General features: G+C 69.0%; 14 protein-coding genes and 3 pseudogenes. 13 read left to right on the plus strand and 4 right to left on the minus strand.

What is annotated here, in order from left to right:
- Positions 1-82: 82 nt before the first annotated feature.
- From PUR61_RS29415 to PUR61_RS29425, 3 genes and pseudogenes are all read left to right on the plus strand, one after another.
- Positions 83-370, plus strand: a complete 288-nt coding sequence (locus tag PUR61_RS29415) for a hypothetical protein (RefSeq protein WP_329882525.1) — start codon at positions 83-85, stop codon at positions 368-370.
- Positions 343-696 carry a hypothetical protein gene (locus PUR61_RS29420; protein ID WP_329882526.1) on the plus strand — a complete coding sequence of 118 codons (354 nt, stop codon included), beginning with the start codon at positions 343-345 and terminating at the stop codon, positions 694-696. Before PUR61_RS29415 ends, PUR61_RS29420 begins: the two co-directional genes overlap by 28 nt.
- A 125-nt stretch (positions 697-821) precedes the next feature.
- A pseudogene (locus PUR61_RS29425) lies at positions 822-1,013 on the plus strand (IS110 family transposase); the annotation flags it as partial.
- Between the two features lie 694 nt (positions 1,014-1,707).
- On the opposite strand, the gene PUR61_RS29430 reads toward PUR61_RS29425, so the two are convergent.
- Positions 1,708-5,772 carry a polymorphic toxin-type HINT domain-containing protein gene (locus tag PUR61_RS29430; RefSeq protein ID WP_329882527.1) on the minus strand — a complete coding sequence of 1,355 codons (4,065 nt, stop codon included), beginning with the start codon at positions 5,770-5,772 and terminating at the stop codon, positions 1,708-1,710.
- Positions 5,773-6,250: 478 nt separating this feature from the next.
- On the opposite strand from PUR61_RS29430, the gene PUR61_RS29435 reads away from it, so the two are divergent.
- The 5 genes and pseudogenes from PUR61_RS29435 (at position 6,251) to PUR61_RS29455 (ending at position 10,924) form a co-directional block, all read left to right on the plus strand.
- Positions 6,251-6,649 carry a hypothetical protein gene (locus PUR61_RS29435; RefSeq protein ID WP_329882528.1) on the plus strand — a complete coding sequence of 133 codons (399 nt, stop codon included), beginning with the start codon at positions 6,251-6,253 and terminating at the stop codon, positions 6,647-6,649.
- A 51-nt stretch (positions 6,650-6,700) separates the two neighbouring features.
- Positions 6,701-8,350, plus strand: a complete 1,650-nt coding sequence (locus tag PUR61_RS29440; protein ID WP_329882529.1) for a trypsin-like serine protease — start codon at positions 6,701-6,703, stop codon at positions 8,348-8,350.
- Positions 8,351-9,065: 715 nt separating this feature from the next.
- Positions 9,066-9,596, plus strand: a pseudogene (locus tag PUR61_RS29445) (integrase); the annotation flags it as partial.
- On the plus strand, positions 9,585-10,316 hold the full coding sequence (locus tag PUR61_RS29450) for a helicase associated domain-containing protein (protein ID WP_329882538.1): 732 nt from the start codon (positions 9,585-9,587) through the stop codon (positions 10,314-10,316). The pseudogene PUR61_RS29445 and the gene PUR61_RS29450, both read left to right, overlap by 12 nt.
- Positions 10,317-10,492: 176 nt before the next feature.
- On the plus strand, positions 10,493-10,924 hold the full coding sequence (locus PUR61_RS29455) for a hypothetical protein (protein ID WP_329882530.1): 432 nt from the start codon (positions 10,493-10,495) through the stop codon (positions 10,922-10,924).
- On the opposite strand, the gene PUR61_RS29460 is transcribed toward PUR61_RS29455, so the two are convergent.
- Together PUR61_RS29460 and PUR61_RS29465 are read right to left on the minus strand one after the other, a co-directional pair.
- Positions 10,849-11,778: a Crystal protein ET79 gene (locus PUR61_RS29460; protein ID WP_329882531.1), complete on the minus strand. Its 930-nt coding sequence runs from the start codon at positions 11,776-11,778 to the stop codon at positions 10,849-10,851. The two genes, PUR61_RS29455 and PUR61_RS29460, sit on opposite strands and share 76 nt — an antisense overlap.
- Before the next feature lie 108 nt (positions 11,779-11,886).
- Positions 11,887-12,201: a hypothetical protein gene (locus tag PUR61_RS29465; RefSeq protein ID WP_329882532.1), complete on the minus strand. Its 315-nt coding sequence runs from the start codon at positions 12,199-12,201 to the stop codon at positions 11,887-11,889.
- Positions 12,202-12,804: 603 nt separating this feature from the next.
- Between PUR61_RS29465 and PUR61_RS29470 the strand changes: the two genes are divergently transcribed.
- The 5 genes and pseudogenes from PUR61_RS29470 to PUR61_RS29490 all read left to right on the plus strand — a co-directional run bounded on the left by PUR61_RS29470 (position 12,805) and on the right by PUR61_RS29490 (position 15,886).
- The gene (locus tag PUR61_RS29470) at positions 12,805-13,239 is read left to right on the plus strand and encodes a hypothetical protein (protein WP_329882533.1); all 435 of its coding nucleotides are present in this window, start codon (positions 12,805-12,807) and stop codon (positions 13,237-13,239) included.
- 329 nt (positions 13,240-13,568) lie between these two features.
- Positions 13,569-14,108: pseudogene (locus tag PUR61_RS29475) on the plus strand (ATP-binding protein); the annotation flags it as partial.
- Positions 14,109-14,169: 61 nt separating this feature from the next.
- Positions 14,170-14,640: a hypothetical protein gene (locus tag PUR61_RS29480; protein WP_329882534.1), complete on the plus strand. Its 471-nt coding sequence runs from the start codon at positions 14,170-14,172 to the stop codon at positions 14,638-14,640.
- Positions 14,641-14,684: 44 nt separating this feature from the next.
- Positions 14,685-14,996 carry a transposase gene (locus tag PUR61_RS29485; RefSeq protein ID WP_329882535.1) on the plus strand — a complete coding sequence of 104 codons (312 nt, stop codon included), beginning with the start codon at positions 14,685-14,687 and terminating at the stop codon, positions 14,994-14,996.
- The gene (locus tag PUR61_RS29490; RefSeq protein WP_329882536.1) at positions 14,993-15,886 is read left to right on the plus strand and encodes an IS3 family transposase; all 894 of its coding nucleotides are present in this window, start codon (positions 14,993-14,995) and stop codon (positions 15,884-15,886) included. The genes PUR61_RS29485 and PUR61_RS29490 overlap by 4 nt, the downstream gene beginning before the upstream one ends.
- Before the next feature lie 829 nt (positions 15,887-16,715).
- Here the strand turns inward: PUR61_RS29490 and PUR61_RS29495 are convergent.
- Positions 16,716-17,270 (minus strand): hypothetical protein, encoded by a 555-nt coding sequence (locus PUR61_RS29495; RefSeq protein ID WP_329882537.1) that lies wholly within the window; start codon positions 17,268-17,270, stop codon positions 16,716-16,718.
- Between the last annotated feature and the right edge of the window lie 814 nt (positions 17,271-18,084).

The following is an 18,084-nucleotide window of genomic DNA, read 5'->3' on the forward strand; positions in this document are numbered from 1 at the left end:
GCGTACTACGGCAGCGGTTTGGTCACCCCGTGACAGCCAAGGCCCGCGATATCATCAGGCAGAAACCAAGCTCAACGAGCCCTTGCACTCACCAGCCGGGCTGCCACCCAACCCGCTGACACCACCCCACCCACTCACACCCCGGCTGCTGGTGGTCCTGGTCGGCACGGCGGCCGCCGCGGTCCGCTCGGCGGTGGCGGACCTGCGCCTGGCCGCCGAGGAGAACCCAACCGTCGCCGAGATGCTGGCCGCCGTCACGGCCGGCACCGCCCTGATCGAGGACCTGGTCCAGCGCGGACCCGCCACCCCCATCTGGCACCCGCTCAGCAGCAGCGGACGGGCGTGCGGCTCGCCGGTCTGGTCCTGCTGAACACCAGCCCGGCGCCGCTGCCCTCACAGCAGCGGGAGGATCCGTCACCAACGCTCCCCGACCCCGCCGGGGTGCGTAGCGAGATCAGCAGGCTGACCGGGATGGTGTCGGAGATCGTCCGCCAGCAGCGCATGCAGCTCAGTCTCCAGCAGCAGCTCAACGATGCCAATGCCAAGCTCACCACCTCCGAGGCCAGCAACGACAGTGAACTTGCCCAGCACCTCGACTCCCTCGATCTCCTGGACCGGGCGAATCTGCAGATGCCGCTGCCCTTCGACAGCCAGGACGAAACGGCCGACAACGCGCGGCAGGAGCGCACCGGGTGATAGTGCGAGACCGTGTAGAGAACAGACGAGGAAGAAGGTGCACCCGTGGCTGAGGTCATGTCCCCCATTCTCTGGGACCGGATCTGGGCGTTGCCCGTCTCGCCGGCGTCGGTGAAGTTCCTGACGCACTGCACACCATCGCCCTGGTCCGCATGCGCTACGACGCCCGGACCAAGGACTACGTCGCCCGACGAGTCACCGAAGGCATGTCCAAGAAGGACATCCTCCGCTGCCTCAAACTCTTCATCGCCCGCGAGGTCTACAAGCACCTCACCCGCCCATCAACCACACCGAAACCGCTCCTCCAGACCGCTTGACGATCTATAGGAGCTTCCTGCACGAACCACGGGGAAGCCCGGGGTGCAACGCGCTGTCGCACCCCGGAGCCCCGTGTTGCGGGCCGACCCGGGCCGAGCCCGGTCGATGCCGTACCCGGCCTGCCCGGCACCCACCCAGCTCTGGGGCACCTGTGCGGACTACGCGGCCATGCTCTCCGCCGGTTCGCCGACGTGCTTCATCTTGCCGCAGGGGCGGCGACCCCTGACCAGCCGCACTTGGCACCGCTCCACAGCGGGCCCCGCCCATCCTCACGATGCGCGGGGCCGCGTCGGTGAGGCTGATTTCAGGGTCCCTTAAATCAGCCTCAGCAATATGGAAAATCTAATGGTAAACCGCTTAACCTGTAGCATTTGTGGAACCAAAAAAGGGCGTTAGCGGCATTGAACACTGCCCGCCGATCGGTTTCATTGCGCCCTGCTGCTAGGTTGGCAGGATTTCTCCAGCGGAGTTAGTCACCTTGATTTCTGCGTCGAACCACAGGCAGAGAATGATCCCATTCCGAATATAGGAGATTTCAAACTTCCCAATCTCTGGCGCGCTGAGCTGAACGTCAAACCGATCGCCACTGCGCAATACGTGCACGGCCCCCCAGGGTTCGAATGAGACCTCACACTCCGTCGCATCTGCGCAAGTGAGTACAAAAGAGACCGTCTCGATTTTGGCTGATTTCACTTAACCCCCAAGAGTTTTAATGACTTCGTCGAAGAGCTTGACCCGCGCCGGGGCTGTATCCATTCCCTTACCCGTCGCGGCGGCATTTACATAGAAAGCGCGAAGGGATCTTGCCCTCGCAAGAGTGATGCCAAGGGCAGTCCATTCATCGGCCGACCGACCCATTGCTGCCTCAGCTCCGGCGGCTTTTGTGCCCCACAGCTTTCTCCCCCATGTCGCGAATGTTTCTCCATCTGGCACCATTGCGTGTAGTTCTTTTGTAGTGGGGATTGGGATCCCACACAGTTCATCGTCCACATTGTGTACCAGAACTGGTATCGATCCGGCGAGCACATAGTACGTGTGGAGGTTCTGGACGGTCAGGTTGTAGGCCGCCTCAAGGCCCTTGCGGTGCTTGACCTCGGCGACGCTGGCAGTCGATCCGCTAGGAGTGCGTAGGGTGTCGCCGGTGTTGAGGTCGGCAGCGTCGACCCATTGTTGGTCCTTCTCGACCCAGAAGGGGTGGTGGTCGGTTGCGGTGAGCGTGGCTATGGCGCCGCCCGCTGACTTGATGGTGAGATCGGTGAAGTTGCGATCGTCAGGTGTGTAGATGGTGGCATCAACGCGGCGGGCGCCGGTCTCTCCGGACTCAGGGTTGGTTGCCAAGACCTGATCGCCGATTCGGACTCGCTCGATCGGCAGGGTCGATCCATTTGCCATCAGAACAAGTGTCCCCGCAGGGAAGCTGTTTGGCGATATGCATTTGGCTGCGAGTCGGTTGAGTCGCGAGGCCTTGGCTATTTCCTCAACATCCTTCGCTTTTTTTACGAGCTGTGCAAGTTTTACCGCTTTTCCGGCAGGGAAAGCGCCTGCGGCGACCATTGCGCATGAGCCGGCGCTTTTCTGTCGAATGCACTCTTCGACATCGTCCAAGCCGAGAATAGACTTGACGATCGTCCTTACGAGCCGTGTTTCGTCATCAAGCTGGTTACCCCATTTGCTGAGAATCCCAAGTGGGGCGTATGGGCCGAAAATTCCATTAGGCCCGAAGGTGCCGGTGCCTTTGCCAAGCTGGCACGCCCTTGCGAATTCAAGTGGTGCATTGAGCGCGAGCGGATAGCAGCTGAAGTTGCTGTAATATTTGGCCAGTGAAATCTCTGCCCGAATTTGCGCTTCCAGCTCCTTTGTAAGTTCATTCGCGAAGTCCTTTTCGAGCTGTCCGGCCTGGATCTGGATGCCGTCGTTTTCGGCCTGCAGCTCGGCCGGGCGTTCCTGTAGCTGCTTCTCTGCGGTGATGGCCCAGGCTTCGTCGGCAGCCTGCTGGGCCTGGGTGGCGTCCTTGCCCGCCGCGATGGCAGTGGCGTGAGCGCGCCGCGCTGCCTCGCGGGCCGCGCCAGCGGACCAGCGTGCCTGGGTAGCGGAGACCCCCGCGCGGACTGCGGAGGTAGCGGCCTTGCCAGCGTCAATAGCGGCGGTCTGTGAAGCATTGCGGGCGGTCGTGGCGGACTGACCTGCGCGCGTTGCGGCGGTCGCGGCGGTCTGGGCTGCAGTGTTGGCGGCCGCGACGTAGGCGCTGGCTTGGTCGGCGTAGATGCGGGCCTGGTTGCGGGCGTTTTCAGCCTCGCCAGAGGCGTTGCTGGCGACAGCTGCGGCTTCGGTCGCCTCCCAGGCGTCCTGCTGGGCCCTGGCCGCAGTCTGGGCCGCTTCGGCGATAAGGCGGTTCATCTGTGCCGTGTGGGCGCTGGTGAGCTGGTCCTTGCGGTCGGCCATGTACTGGCCGGACTGCAGAAAGGAGGTCACGAGGTCGGGTGTCGCGGAGAGTGCGAATTTGGCCGCAGACTGGACCTCGGGACCGCCACTGGCGAGGAGCTGTGCGGCCTGGACACGCTCGTCGATCTGCTGCGCGGTGTACTGGCCGGTAATCAGGAATGCTGCAACGGCTTTGGGGGAGCCATCCCGCAAGGCCTTTTCAGCGGCTTCCTTGACGCTGGGGCCACCGGAGGCCAGCAGTTGGGCCGCGCGGATGCGGTTGTCGGTGATCGCGGCGTCGTGCTGGCCGGTGTTGTAGAAGGCCTTTATCTGTTGGGCGTCGCCCTTGAGGGCGTTGGTGGCGGCGGTGCGGACGGCTTCGTCGGGGCTGTCCTGGGCGATCTCCTGCACGCTCTGGCGCATATCGTCCAGTTCGGCCTTGATCCGGCCAGCGCGCGCCCAGTTCACGACGTCCGCATCCGCGCCGGACAGGGCGAGCTCGGCGGCTTCCTGGCTCCAGGGGCCGCCGGTCTTCATCGTCCGGAGCGCGATCTTTCGGCCCTTGGCTGCGAGGGTCTTCGGGTCCGCGTCAGTTTGGGCGGCGTCCAGGGTCAGCTGTGCGGCCTCCTCGTCCTGGGCCCGCCAGTCGGCGAGGACTGTGCCGATTCCGGCGGTGGCCTCGTCGTCGGCGCTCTTTATCTCTCGGGCGATCTCGACGGCGGCTGCGGTGCGGGCAATGAGGTCTTCGGTCTCGGTCCTGCGGGCGAGGTCGTAGACGTTGCTCGCGGTCGTCACCGCCGCGCTTGCCGTAGCAGCGGCGTTGCGGGCGGCCTCGGCCTGCCGGCTGGCCTCGACCGCCGAGGTCGCGGACTCGCCCGCGTGCTCGGCCGCGTTGTCTGCGGCCGTCGCCGCGTTCTGGGCGTGGGTTGCGGCGGAACGAGCGGCGTCACGGGCCTGGAAGGCGGCCTGTGCCGACTGGCCGGCTAGAGCCGCGGACGCGGTCGCGGCGCGGTCGGCCTCCCTCGCCTGGCGGCGGGCCTGCTCGGCCGCAGCCTGCGCGCGGTTGGAACCGGCGCCAGCGGAACTTGCCAGACGGCCAGCCTTCTCCGCGGAAGCGGCAGCCGCGTTCGCGTCGGCGCCAGCCCCCTTGGCCGCACTCGACGCCTCGCGCGCCGCCTGGGACGCGGCGCCCGCGCTGTCTGCAGCGTCCGCGGCCCGTTGGGCGTCCTTCGCCGCATTGCGGGCCTCCTCGGCCCGTTGACGCGCCTCGGCGGCCTTACTCCGGTCGGAGGCGGCAGCATTGGCGGCCTTGCGGGCGTTGGCCGCCGCGAGGGCCGCGCCGCCGGCTGCGCTTGCGGCCTGGGCCGCTGCGCTGGAGGCGAGGCGGGATGCCTGGTTGGCGGCGCCGGCGGCGGCGACCGCCTGGCCGGCGGCTGCCGCCGCGCCTTGGGCCGCGTCGGCCGCGCGGGTGGCGGCTTCGGTGGCTCGGGTCAGGTCCTGGCCGGCCGCCTCGGTCTCCCCGGCCGCGGTCTCGGCGGCTTCCTTTGCCAGCCGAGAAGTGTCTACGGCACGTGCGGATGCCGCCTTTGCGGCGTCCTTGGCGGCCTGCGCCTGCTTTCCGGCCTGCTCGGCCTGGTCGGCCAGCTGCGAGACAGTGGCCCGCTCTTGGTCCCGTGCACGGGAGACGAACTGACCGATGGCCAGGAACTCGGCGACGTCAGAAGGAGTGCCGCGCAGCGCGACCTTAGCTGCCTCCTTCGTGGCTGGTCCGCCGGCACTGAGCAATTGCGTTGCCTGCACCCGCCTGTCGGTATCGCTGGCGTCGTACTGGCTCTGCTCGAGGAACTTCTTCACGTCCTCGGGTGAGCCCCTAAGGGCGGTGGTGGCCTGCTCCCTGACGCTGACACCGCCGGTGGCAATGAGCTGGGTGGCCTGTACCCGTCGATCGCTTACGAGTGGGGCCTGCCAACCATCATTGAGGAAGGCGCGTAGATCCTCCGAGGAACCTCTTAGCGCCTTGATTGCGGCTTCGCGCACGCCCGGGCCGCCAACGCTGAGCATCTGCGCAGCGGCAATGCGGTCGTCGTGGTACTCAGCGAGGTCGCTCTCGACCTCGAGGAAGCGCTTGATGTCCTCGTCCGAGCCGGTCAGCGCGACCTCGGCGGCCGCCCGCACGCCTGGGCCAGCGTTCATCCACAGGCTGATGACACGGCCACGGTCTGTCAGAACCTGCAGGCCTGATCCGGTGTCGGTGCCGGTTCCGGCGTCGACTGTGAAAGCGGATGTCGCGCCGAGAAGACAGGCAGCGAGTGCCACCGGCAGCAGAACGGCGCACACACGGCGAGATCCCGGTATTCGGTCCCCCAGTCGCCGCTTCCTCACGGCGGTTCCCGGCGCTCCCAGAGAGCGCAATCGGTAGTTCACAGCACTTTCCTCTCACAAGACATGTGTAAGCACATGAACGGATTCCGATGCGTACCCGAACACATGGAGACATAGTGGACAATTTTGCAACGAACCAAGTCGCTCACTGTTGGATCGTTACCACTCAACACCGTGACCGACCGTATGTGATCGAGCATCATTTCTCGGCGATGGCTGCTGGTATCTTACGCATGCCCGCTCTGATCCATCACAAAGTCAGCACTAGCTCAACCATGGCTGCTGACTAGCGAATTGAGGAACGACCTTGCCTATATCCCGCTCCCACAGGCGCTTCCTGGCTTGCACTGCCGCTGCTCTGACGGCGGGCATAGGGTTCGCCACCCTCTCAGCCGCGCAGGCCGCCCCTGGTACGGCCTCTGACGACACCGCAATGCCGACCGCTGTCGAGGACTTCCGGCACCCCGGGGCCGAGCGCCTCCTGGCAGCACGAAGCATCACGCTCAAGCAGGGCGACGGTCACATTCGGCTCAAGGAAGGCCCGAATGACACCGTGCCGACCAGCTGCCAGGCATCGAACGAGATCTTCATCGACTCCCGCCTCGACCCGCGTGGCTACTGCTTCATCGTCTCGGGTACGACCGGCTACCTCGCGATGGAACTGCCCGACGTCTACATGATCTGGACCGAGGACCGCTCCGTCAGCGCCCGATTGGTCGCGGCAGGCCAGGAGAAGCGCGTCGACCTCGGCCCGAACTCGGCCGAGCCCGTCGGCGAGGGAATCCCCGGTGGGGCGCACGCGGTCCTCGTCGAACTCCGTGTCACCGGCTGATCCCCACGCACGTCTACACACCACCATCTCTGCTATTCCTAGGACTGACACTTGTCTGGCATCACTGCGCGCACCGCGTGGAAGGCAGCACTCCTCACCACCGCCATAGCGGCCGGCTCGCTCACCACACTCTCGGCCTCGCCGGCCGGCGCCACGGCCGGTACTCCGGCAACAGACGGCTCGTACGCCTACACCGCCCGTATCGCGATCGGTGACAACTTTCGTGCCTGCACCGGCGCTCTCGTGGACCGGTACTGGGTGATCACGGCGGCCTCGTGCTTCGCCGACAACCCCTCTCAGCCGGCGGCGGTGGCCGAGACCCCCAAGTGGGCCACCACCGTGACCGTCGGCCGCACCGACCTGACCGCGACCAACACCGGCGCGACCAGGAGCGTCGAAAAGCTGGTGGCCCGTCCGGAGCGCGACCTGGTGATGGCCAAGCTCGCCACGCCCATCGACGGCATTGCTCCGCTGAGGGTCGCCACCTCGGCGCCCGTCCCCGCTGAGAACCTCCGGGTTCCCGCCTATGGCCGCACCAAGACCGAGTGGGTGCCCAACAAGCTGCACTCCGGTGTCTTCACCCTCAACGGGGTCCGGACCACCGCCGTGGACACCAGCGGCACCAACGGGGCGGCGATCTGCAAGGGCGACACCGGCGCCCCCGTGATCCGGGAGACCGGCACGGGCGCCGAGCTGGTCGCCGTCGCCTCCCGTTCCTGGCTGGGCGGCTGCCTGGGTGAGACCGAAACCCGCACAGGCGCCGCCAACAGCCGCGTCGACGACCTCGATGCCTGGATCAAGAACCTGCGCCTGAGTACCGCGGACGTGCAGGCGGGTACCCACGTGCAGATCATCGGCTCCGACGACAAGCTGTACGACTCGGTCGCCGACTACACCAGCGGACTGTGGACGCGCGGGTGGACCCCGACCGGCGACAGCCGCCTGCTCGCGGTCGACAGCGTCGCCACCGGTGACACCGTCCACGTGTACGCCGTCCTGACCGATCACCGCGTCTACAGCCGCGACGGCAAGATCGGTGGCCGCTGGGGCGCCTGGAGCGAGGTACCGGGAGGCGCGGTCGCCGCGGACGGCGCCCAGAAGATCACCGCCGCCGTACGGGGCAACACGGGCCTGGTCGACGTGGAGATCATCGGCAGCGACGGATCCCTCTACGGCACCACGGCCGACTACGGCACCGGCACCTGGCGACCCACCTGGGGCAAGATCGGCGACAACCGGCTCACGGCCGTCACCAGCGCCTACTACAACAACGCCACCCACGTCTTCGCCATCAACGAGGACGGCAAGGTCTACACCCGCACCGGTAACTACACCACCGGCAGTTGGGGCGCCGACTGGACCGAACTTCCCGGCAGCCGGCCGGGCGTGACATCCATCTCCGCCGCCGTCCACGGCACCACCGTCGACCTGTCGATCGCCGGCGCCGACACCTTCTACAGCACCAGCGGCCACTTCGACACCGGCCTGTGGGACCAGCAGTGGACACCGATGGGCGACAACCACCTCACGGTCCTCACCAGCACCACCTCCGACAACGTCGTCCACGTCTACGCCGTCAACGAGGACAAGAAGGTCTACACCCGCGACGCCAACTACAACACCGGCCTCTGGACCGCCTGGAAGGAGATTCCCGGCGACGCCACCGGTGTCAAGGCCATCACGGCAGCCACCACCGGCTGACCCGACACCAGCACCACCCGTGGGGCCGGCGGCCACCAAGGCCGGCGGCCCCACGGACCGGGACGGGCAGCCACCACCGGCTGACCCGACACCGGCACCACCCGTGGGGCCGGCGGCCACCAAGGCCGGCGGCCCCACGGACCGGGACCCTCGGCAGCGTCCGCCTGCCGACGGCGACACCAGGTTTGTCACGGCCTGTCGGACATCGTCTGCTCATTGATGCCTGTTCCGAACACCGCAGTCGATCCCGCCGACGGTCACGTCTTCACGTGTCCGTGGACCCGACAACCACCTGAGGCAGCCTTCGGTCCTGGGTGTCAGCCCTTCGGCCTCAAACGGCCGCCACCCCACCCCTGCCGATCCGCTCAACGCTCACGTACTCGTGTGTACACCGGTCCCGAGAACCGATCCCTGACCTTCTCACGGCTGCCCCGTCGGCGGACGGCACCGGCCGCGTCGCCCTGGTGGGGTCCAGTACTGGTGTGAGTCTGTGATCGGGTGATCCGAGTTCCCTCGGCCAGGGCTTCTCATCGTCACTTGCTGTCACCGGCAGGCCTGAAGGCGGACCCCTATGACTCGGCAGGGGCAAGATGCCACACGCCGTGGGCCAGGTCGAGCGTCGCCGTATAGTCGGCCCGCTCCGGCAACTGCTGGCCAAGGCGCCACCGCTGCGACTGGGCCGACAGCTCGACGGTCACCGTGGTCTCGGATGGGGTCCCGACGCTCCCGGGCCCACGGGGCGAAGACCCCGTTCGGCGAGCTGCCGGCGTTCGCGCCGGGCGAGGTGATGCAGATCGACTCGACGCCGATGGACGTGATGGTGCTGCTGGACGACGGTGTCCCGGGCCGGATCGAGCTGACGGCGATGATCGACGTGGCGACGCGCACGCTCACCGCGGCGGTGCTGCGGCCGACCACGAAGGCGGTCGACGCGAGCGTGCTGCTGGCCCGCACCGTCACACCGGAGCCGCAGCGGCCGGGCTGGGCGGAGGCCCTGCGGATGTCGCGCTCGGTGCTGCCGCACCGCCGGCTGCTGAGCCTGGACGAGCGCCTGGAGCACGCCGCCGCCCGGCCGGTGATCGTCCCGGAGATGATCGTCTGCGACCACGGGAAGGCTTTCATCTCCCGCAACTTCAAGTCCTCGTGCCGGTTCCTGGAGATCGACTTCCAGCCCGCGCACAAGGGCTCCGGCTTCGAGAAGGGTCACATCGAGAAGATGCTGGACGCGCTCGGCATGATCTGGTCCGTGAGCGACGCCCGCTTCGAGGCCGGGCTCGACTGGGCCCGGGTGTGGGCGAAGGGTCACGGCGGCTCGCTGGCGGCGCCGGCGCGGGCATCGGTCGGCGGCTACGCCATCGGAACCTGGCTCTCCGAGCTGCGGGCCGCAGCGCAGGTGCCGGACGGGGAGCCTGGGGCGCTCGCACCGGAACGGCGGCGGGCGCTGGAGGAGATCGACCCATGGTGGTGCCGGTGTGGCCGGTCACCTGCCAGCGCGCCTACGCGACCGCCCGGATGTGGTGGCTGGACACCGACGGCCTGGTCGACTGGACTTCCCTACCCCGAGAGCGAGCAGCTCGGCCGCTGGGTCCAGGCGCAGCGGGCCGGCTGGCCGGGCCTGGAGGAGGACCAGCGGGACCTGCTGTCGGCGGTCGGCATCGAGGAGGACCGGGAGCTGGTGGCCGCGAAGGCCGCGGCCGAGGCGAAGCCGAAGGTGTCCCGCATCGACCGGGTCCAGCAGGGTCTGGCCGCTCTCGCCCAGTTCGTGGAGCGGGAGCGGCATCCCCGGGTGCCCCGCCCGCACAAGGAGCCGGTGGCGGCCGTGGAGGCCGAGCCCGGTGGTGAGGAGCGGGTGGTGGTGTCGCACTTCGCGCTGGGCGCCTGGCTCAACAACCAGAAGGCACGCCGGGCGAAGCTGACCGCGGGCCAGCTCGCGCAGCTCGCCGAGCATGGCGTGGAGTGGGCGTGAGGGGCCGTCTCCTGCCGGGGCGGTGTCGTGGCCCCGGCGGTGGGGTTCCGGGCCCGAGAGGGCGTGGCGCCGTCACCAGGGGTGGCGGCTTCCCTTGCGGAAATACTGCGGCCTTGAGGCGGCTGAGTCCGCACCCTTTGGGAAGCGAGGGTCAGGCCACTCCAGGTGAGGACAAGTTGAGCGAAGAAGGTGTTGTCGTCGTAGCCACGTCCGGTGCGGTCACGACGATGGGCGAAGTACCTGGCCTGATGCAGAAGATCAGGCCGGACTGGCGGGCGATGAACCTGATCGAGAGGGTGCGCCGCATCCTGCCGGTCGATCCGAGCAGTGCCTGCCAGCTCCTGTTCAATGCTGCGGTCCGAGATCTCAAAGACAAGATCCTGATGGTGGGCGTCGGCATCGCGGGCGAGGCCGCCCCGGCCGGCCGGAGACCGTCACGGCCGGGCGACGAGCGGGCGAACCCGGCGCCCGTGCCCCGGTGTGCAAGTGGATCTGCACACCGGGGCACGGGCGCCGGGTCAGCGCAGCGCGGTCAGGAACGCGACAGGGTGAAGGAGACCGAGGCGTTGTTGCCGCCGCCACCCTGCCACGTGCACTTGTATCCGTAGGGAGCGGAGCAGCTGTAGCCGTTGCTGCCCACGTAGGGGTTGTTCCAGGACACCTTCAGCTTCTCGCTCGTCCCACCCAGATGGAAGGAGACCTCACCCCCCGTACCGGTCATGAAGCCGTCCGACTCGCTCGCCCACCTCGCCGTCACACCGGGCTGGACGAGCGAGGGCGGCAGCGTGCCGTCGGACCAGATCCCCCCGCTCAGGCTGGACCCGTCACGGGTCAGCAGTGTCCCCGAGTTGTTGGTCAGGTTCACCGTCGTACTCCGGGCCGCGGCGAGCCTGGACTCCGCCGCAGGGGCCTGGGACCCCGTCAACGAAGACACGGCCGAGATGGTGAAGGCGACGCTGGCGTCGTTCCCGCTGCCGCCGCTGCGCACGCAGGTGTAACCGTCCGGGACGGAGCAGCTGTAGCTGTTGCTGCCCAGGTAGGGGTTGTTCCAGTGCAGGTCGACCTGGCCGCCACCGCCGGCCAGTGCGTAGGAGATGCTGCCCTCGGTCCCCGTCGCGAACCCGCAGGACTCGCTCTTCCAACTGGATGCCTTGGTGTTGGAGATGTAGCTCGGCGGCAACCCGTCCGCCGACCAGCAGCCGTGGTCGAGGTGCTCCCACGTCTTGGTCAGGCCGGTCCCGGTGTAGTTGACCAGGGAGACCTTCGTGGACCGGGCCGCGGTGACACCCGCCACGCTCTGTGCCGTGTCCCCGGTGCCGGTGCTCTGCTGCGCGGACGCCTGCGGCACGCCCGTCCCGGCCGCGGCCTGCGCCGCCGGGGCGAGGGCGACCGCTCCGGCCGCCAGCAGGGCGGCGGTGAGGGCGCCTGCGGCGGTACGGCGCATACCCGTCATGGAAGTCATAGACATGGAACTACCCACTCTCTCGTCGAGGCTGGGCGGGCGGACACGTGTCTCGCTCGCCTTGTCGTATTGCTGGACGTCGCCGGCCGGACGCCGGTACCAGGGCACTCAGCGGTACAAGAGTTCGTAGATCTGCTTGCCCAGCACCACGGTGGGCACGATGACGAACTCCACGAAACCCTGGCCGATCAGCCGGTTCCCCTCGGCGTTCGCGGCGGCCCAAGTCGCGAACTCGCCCGCCCAGAGATAGATCGGGTTCTGGGCGGCCGGCGTCGCGGCGGCATGCGGCTGGGCGGAGGGCGCGGTGGCGTGTGCCTGCGCCGTACCGCCGGCGAGAACCGCGGCGGCGACGGCGACGGCAGCGGCGAGCGAAACCCTACGAGCCTTCCCGTACATGACAATCTCCTCTTCGTGATGCTCCACGTGAACAGCGGGCCGCCCACGGCGGTCCCGCCCACCTGCCTGAACCGGGCTGCGGCTGCGGTGGCAGTGCCAGACTGACACCCGGCCCCCGTACCGAGCATCGTGGAAAACCACAGACATACGACACCGGGGCGCCCCTCCCCGGACTGGGCACAGGGCACAGGGCGCGGATGACCACGGCACCGGACCTCAGCCGGCCCGGCGTGCAGGTGGATCCGCACCGGGGGCGCGGCGTGACGAAGCATTCGAAGGCACGACACCGGACCCGTCGACCGGCATGCCTGACGGATCGTCGGACCTGTCACCGGTGAGCGGCCCGGCCGGCGAGGGGAGAATGCGAATGGTGAGCTGGCGCCATACCGGGTCCGGACGCGCTCGGCATGGTCCGGTCCGTCAGCAATGCCCGGTTCGAGGCCGGACCGGACCGGGCGCGGGTCCGGGCGAAGGGCCACGCCGGCTCCCTGCCAGCACCGGCGCGGGCCTCGGCCGGCGCTGCGCCATCGGGACGTGGCTCTCCGAGCCGCGGGCCGCGGCGCAGGTACCGGCGGGCGAACAGGACGCGCTGTCGCCGGAGCGGCGGGCCGCGCTGGAGGAGCCCGACCCGTGGTGGTGCCCGGCCTGGCCCATCACCTGGCAACAGGCATACTCGCCAGATCGTGGTGGCTGGCCCGCGACGGGCGGGCTGACGGGACCGCCCTGCCCCTGGACACGGTGTCCGAGGGCGAGCAGCCCGGCCGCAGGATGCAGGCGCAGCGGGCCGGGTGGCCGGGGCTGGCCGAGGATCAGCGGGACCTGCTGTCGGCGGTCGGCATCGAGCCGGACGCGGAGCCGGTGGCCGCCACGGCCGCCGCCGAGGCGAAGCCGACGGTGTCCCGCAGCGACCGGTTCGCCCAGGGCCTGGCCGCCCTCGCCCGGTCCGCCGGGCGGGAGCGGCACCCCCGGGTCCCCCGCCCGCACAGGGAACCGGTGGAGAGGGTGGATGCCGGCCCCGGTGGCGAGGAGCAGGTGGCGGTGTCGCACTTCGCGCCGGGCACCTGACTCAACAACCGGCAGCCACGCCGGGCGAAGCTGACCGCAGGCCAGCTCGCGCAGCTCGCCGAGCACGGCGTGGAGTGGGCGTAGGTACAGCGGCGGGGTAGGGGTCGGCACCTCGCCGGGCGGGAAGTCGCCGGCCGGTTCCGCCCGCGCGGGTCGGCCGGCGGCTTCCCGTATTCACTCACGGTCACGAGGGAGGGTGCCTGCCTGCGCAGCCGGGAACAGACCCGGTATGCGTCTCGGCGCTCTGCTGTGGGCCGGGTTACGGTGGACTTGATCACGGTGCGGCGCTCCTTCCCGCTATGGGGCCGCAGTGGTGATGGGGGCTGGGTATGGACGGTCTGGGCGGCGGATCGGCTTTCTCCGGGGGGTGTGCGTTCGCGGGTCGCGAACGTGAGATGCGGGAGTTGCTGGACGCGGTGGGCGCGGGGCGTCCGGCGGTGGTCCTGGTGGAGGGGGAGGCGGGGGTCGGCAAGTCGCGGCTGGTCGCGGAGGCGTCGGCGGTGCTGCGTGCGCAGGGGCTGCGGGTGCTGGCGGGCGGGTGCCATCCGCTGCGGGAGCCGCTGGCGTACGGGCCGGTGGTCGACGCGCTGCGCCGGGTCGGGCCGTGGCTGCCGTCCGTGGAGCGGCTGGACGTGTCGGCGGGGGCGCTGGCGCCCCTGCTGCCGGACCTGGCCGGCGCGCTACCCGAACCACTGCCCGAACCCCCGCCGGGTTCTTCCAGGTCGGGCGCGCACCGGTTCCGGATAGCGGCCGGGGTGCGGACGCTGCCGGAGGCGATCGCGCCGGCGGTGCTGGTGGTGGAGGACGTGCACTGGGCGGACGAGGCGACCCGTGAGCTGCTGCTTCTGCTCGCACGGGACATGCCCACCGATGCGGCGCTGGTGCTGACGTACCGGGCGGAGGACCTGCCCGGCGGCGGGCCCGTGCTCGGTGCCGCGTTCCGGCGTTCGCCGGGCACGGGCGGGGCAGAGATCCGGCTCGGCCCGCTGGGCGAGCCGGAACTGCGGGCGATGGCGCGCGAGGTGCTCGGCGACGAGCCGGCGCCGGCGCTGGTGCGGACTCTGCTGGAGCGCCGCCCGCGCCAGCCTCATCGACACCGGCGCACTGCCGCTTCGCCACGGCATCCGCGAACCGTTCCGCGACCTGGCCGCCGCCATGGACAACGCCCTCGACCTCACCCACCACCGCCCCGGCACACTGCCCCGCCTCGCCGGCTACCTCCACGCCCGCACCGGCGGCAGGATCGGCAGCCTCTCCCGCCTGATCCGCCAAGCCGCCATCACCACCATCCTCGACGGCACCGAGCGCATCACCCGCACCGTCCTGGAGAACATCGCCGAAGAGCACTACCGCCCCCGCGGCACACCCCGTGAGCTGCTCTGGCTTTCCTGGAGTCCCTGATGTCTGGGCTTGTTACGATCCAGGCGTAAGGAGAACCACGAGCAGTGCCAGCACCCCGTAAGTACCCCGATGAACTTCGTGAGCGCGCCGTCCGCGAGGTCCGCTCGACGGGCCGACCCGTCGCTCACGTGGCCCGTGACCTGGGCATCCATAAGGAGGCCCTGCGGTCCTGGGTCCGCCAGGCCGAGGCCGACGCCGGAGAGCGCGACGATCGGCTCACGACCGCAGAGCAGGACGAGCTGAAAGAACTCCGCAAGGAAGTCGCCGAGTTGAGGCGGGCCAACGAGATTCTCAAGGCCGCCAGCGTGTTTTTTGCCCAGGAGATCGACCGTCCCCGGACGAGGCCGAGCAGGTGATCGACCACCTGCGTGACGGCTTCGGGGTCGATCCCGTCTGCCGGGTGCTGGACCTGTCGCCGTCGACGTACTTCGCGCGCAAGCAGCGACCGAAGTCTGCCCGCCGGCTCCGCGACGAGGAACTGATTCCGCTGGTCGCAGCCGCCTGGGAGGACTCCGGCCGGACCTACGGGGCCCGCCGTATCACGCGCGCCCTGATCCGCGCCGGCCACCAGGTCGCCCGCTGCACCGCCGAGCGGCTGATGCGCGAGCTCGACATCGAGGGCGTGATCCGCGGACAGCGGCGCCGCACGACTGTCCCGGAGCCTGCGGCGCCGCGTCCGCCGGACCTGGTCAACCGCCGCTTCACCGCCCACCGCCCCAACCAGCTGTGGCCGGCCGACCTGACCTACATCCGCACCTGGTCGGGCCGGGTCTACGTGGCGTTCGTCCTGGACGCGTACTCGCCGGATCGTGGGCTGGCAGGCCGCCACCCACATACGGACCGACCTGCCGCTGGACGCGCTGGAGATGGCGCTGTGGCGGCAGAAGATCAAGAAGGGCGCCGACCTCATTCATCACAGCGACCGGTTGAACTCACCCACTACGTGTCCATTCGCTACACGGAGCGACTGTCCGAGGTCGGTGCCTCGGCGTCCGCCGGGTCCGTCGGGTCCGTCGCCGACTCGTACGACAACGCGATGGCCGAGGCCCTGAACGGCACGTTCAAGGCCGAACTGATCGAACATCAGGGACCGTGGCGCGACTTCGACGAGGTCGAGCGTGCCGTGTTCCAGTGGGTCGCGTGGTACAACAGCGAACGGCTCCACTCCGCCCTCGACTACCTCCCGCCCGATGAGTACGAACAGGCGTACCGGACGGCACTGGAGCAACACCCGCAAGCCGCTTGATCACACGATCGCGGACTCCACGAAAATCGGGGCAGCTCACCCGGGCGGTGCGGCCGGGCCAGGGATCCACCGGCAGGCCGCCGCCGATCAGCACCGGCCCGAGTTCGCGCAGGAGGCGGATCGCGCAGATGTAGTTGCGGACGGTCGCCTTCGATTGCTCCCCGGCGACCTTCGCGATGAAGGCCCGGATGTCGTCGGCCGTCCACTGCACGAGGTCCTCACCGCGGCCGGTCTTCATCGCCCAGGCGGCCAGGACCCGCAGCTCGGACACCATGCCGGTCAGTGTGGTGGGGCTGGAAGGGGTCGTGGTCCAGGCCGATGCTGGCGGCTTCCAGAGCCGGGTGGCGAGGGTTGAGCACTGCCGTGCAGACCTCCCGGGCCCGCAGGTTCCAGACCGGCGACAGGCTGGAGAATGTAACGGCCCAGGTGTGAGGCGGGACGTCGACGGGGCGACGGACCGCAGTGAAGGGCCACTTCGCGGTGTTGCCGAAGGGGGGTGAGCCGACCATCGCCTTGGCGGCTTCGCTCGGCAGCCGCCGTGAGACCGTATGGACGGAGGCGACCCACTCGGCCAGCACAGCGGGCGGCGCCGCCTCGCTCCCGTCGGCGGGCTCGGGCAGGCACTACAGCCGAGCCTCGTGGGTGCGGCGGACGAGGCCAGCGCAGGCACCCCGCGCGACACCCACAGCGTGGCGGTAACTACGGACGCCGATGCGGCGGGCCTCCTTGCGCCCGTTCAACTCATCAATGACCTCCGGTTCACGGCCGGTGTGGTGGGCCCAACCCTCGCACCGTCCGGTACGGGGGTTGGGCCGTCCGCCGTCCGCGGCTACCGGAACCAGCCGGTCCAGCCTCCGCCGACATCGCGGTTGTTGAACCAATGCCTATCGTCCGTGCCCATCACCTCCAGTTGGATGAAGCCGCCGTTGTAGGCGTTGACCCAGGGGTCGCCCTTCACCCTGCCTCCGAGGGAGACGATCGAGCTCCTGGTTCCGTTCGGAGCCAGCCACATGGTCCACACCGCATAGTCCGCGCCGACGAAGAACATCTGTTCCGTTCCGTCGTCGAACTTGTAGATGGGCGTCCGCTGAGAGAACTTCCCGCCGCAGAGGTACTGTCCGGGCCAGCCGTTCTCAAGGGTCTCTACCGAGACCGACGCCTTCCGACACTGTTGCGGCGAGATGTATTCCACACTGGCAGCGTTGGCCGTACCGGCCGTAGCGACGACGGTCCCCGCCAAGGTGGCGGCGATCACGGCGCCCGACGCGGCGGCCCTCCTTAGCCTGTTCATCCTCACGACTGACCTCCGGATCCCGGACGATCCCGTGCGCCGGACGGCACACGGAGCAGGCCCGTCGGTCGGGACGCCCACCCACAACGCCATCCCGGTCTCCTTCCCGGCGCCGAGCCCTCCGGCACAGCGTGGCCCGCGACTTGACCACTTGTCAGCGGTGACCGCCGGGTAAGGGCCGCACGGTCAGACCTGGGTGCCCGAGCGGCCGCCCGCAACTCTGCCCGCGCCCACCGCAACCCGAGGAGGGGTCCAGGCGTGTCCTCCCCGCACCTGCGGGGGTCAGCCGGTCGGATCGGCCGGTCTTGTGCTTCGCGTCGGGTCCTCCCCGCACCTACGGGGGTGATCCCGTCGTGGGCACCGGCTCGATTCCATCCGCGGTTGCTCCCCGCGCCAGCTGGCCGACCACCAAACCGACCCGCCACGTCGGCCACGTCTGCCTCGATGAACGCTGCTCCCTGACACCTCAATAGGCCAGCTCGAACGTGTTCCTCGAAGACTGGTCAAGAAATGGCAAAGCGCTGAGAACGCCGCAGGACGCGAAGGTTCTCCCCGCAGGCGCGGGGTCAGCCGACCCACAATCGCGTAGTGGCCGGCGTTCAGGGGTTGTCCCCGCAGGCGCGGGGGTCAGCCGTGAGCGAGGACTACCGAGCCCTGGCCCAGCACGTCCTCCCCGCGCCTGTGGGGGTGATCCCCGGTCAGCGAGCGGTGCTGACCTGCGGATTCTCGCGATCCGCCGTGCATCCTCCAAGATCCACGAGATTCCGCCACGGATCGCGATACCCTACGGACACTGCAGGGTCGCGCGGCTCGTGGCGGACGCTGCTTGCTTCTCTGGTCTGCGGTTTCTATCGCAGTCTCACGACGTGTCGAACGCTGAGGTCTCAACCCGGTGTCGGATTCCTTA

This window comes from Streptomyces sp. BE20 (assembly GCF_036322525.1).
Classification (GTDB): Bacteria; Actinomycetota; Actinomycetes; order Streptomycetales; family Streptomycetaceae; genus Kitasatospora.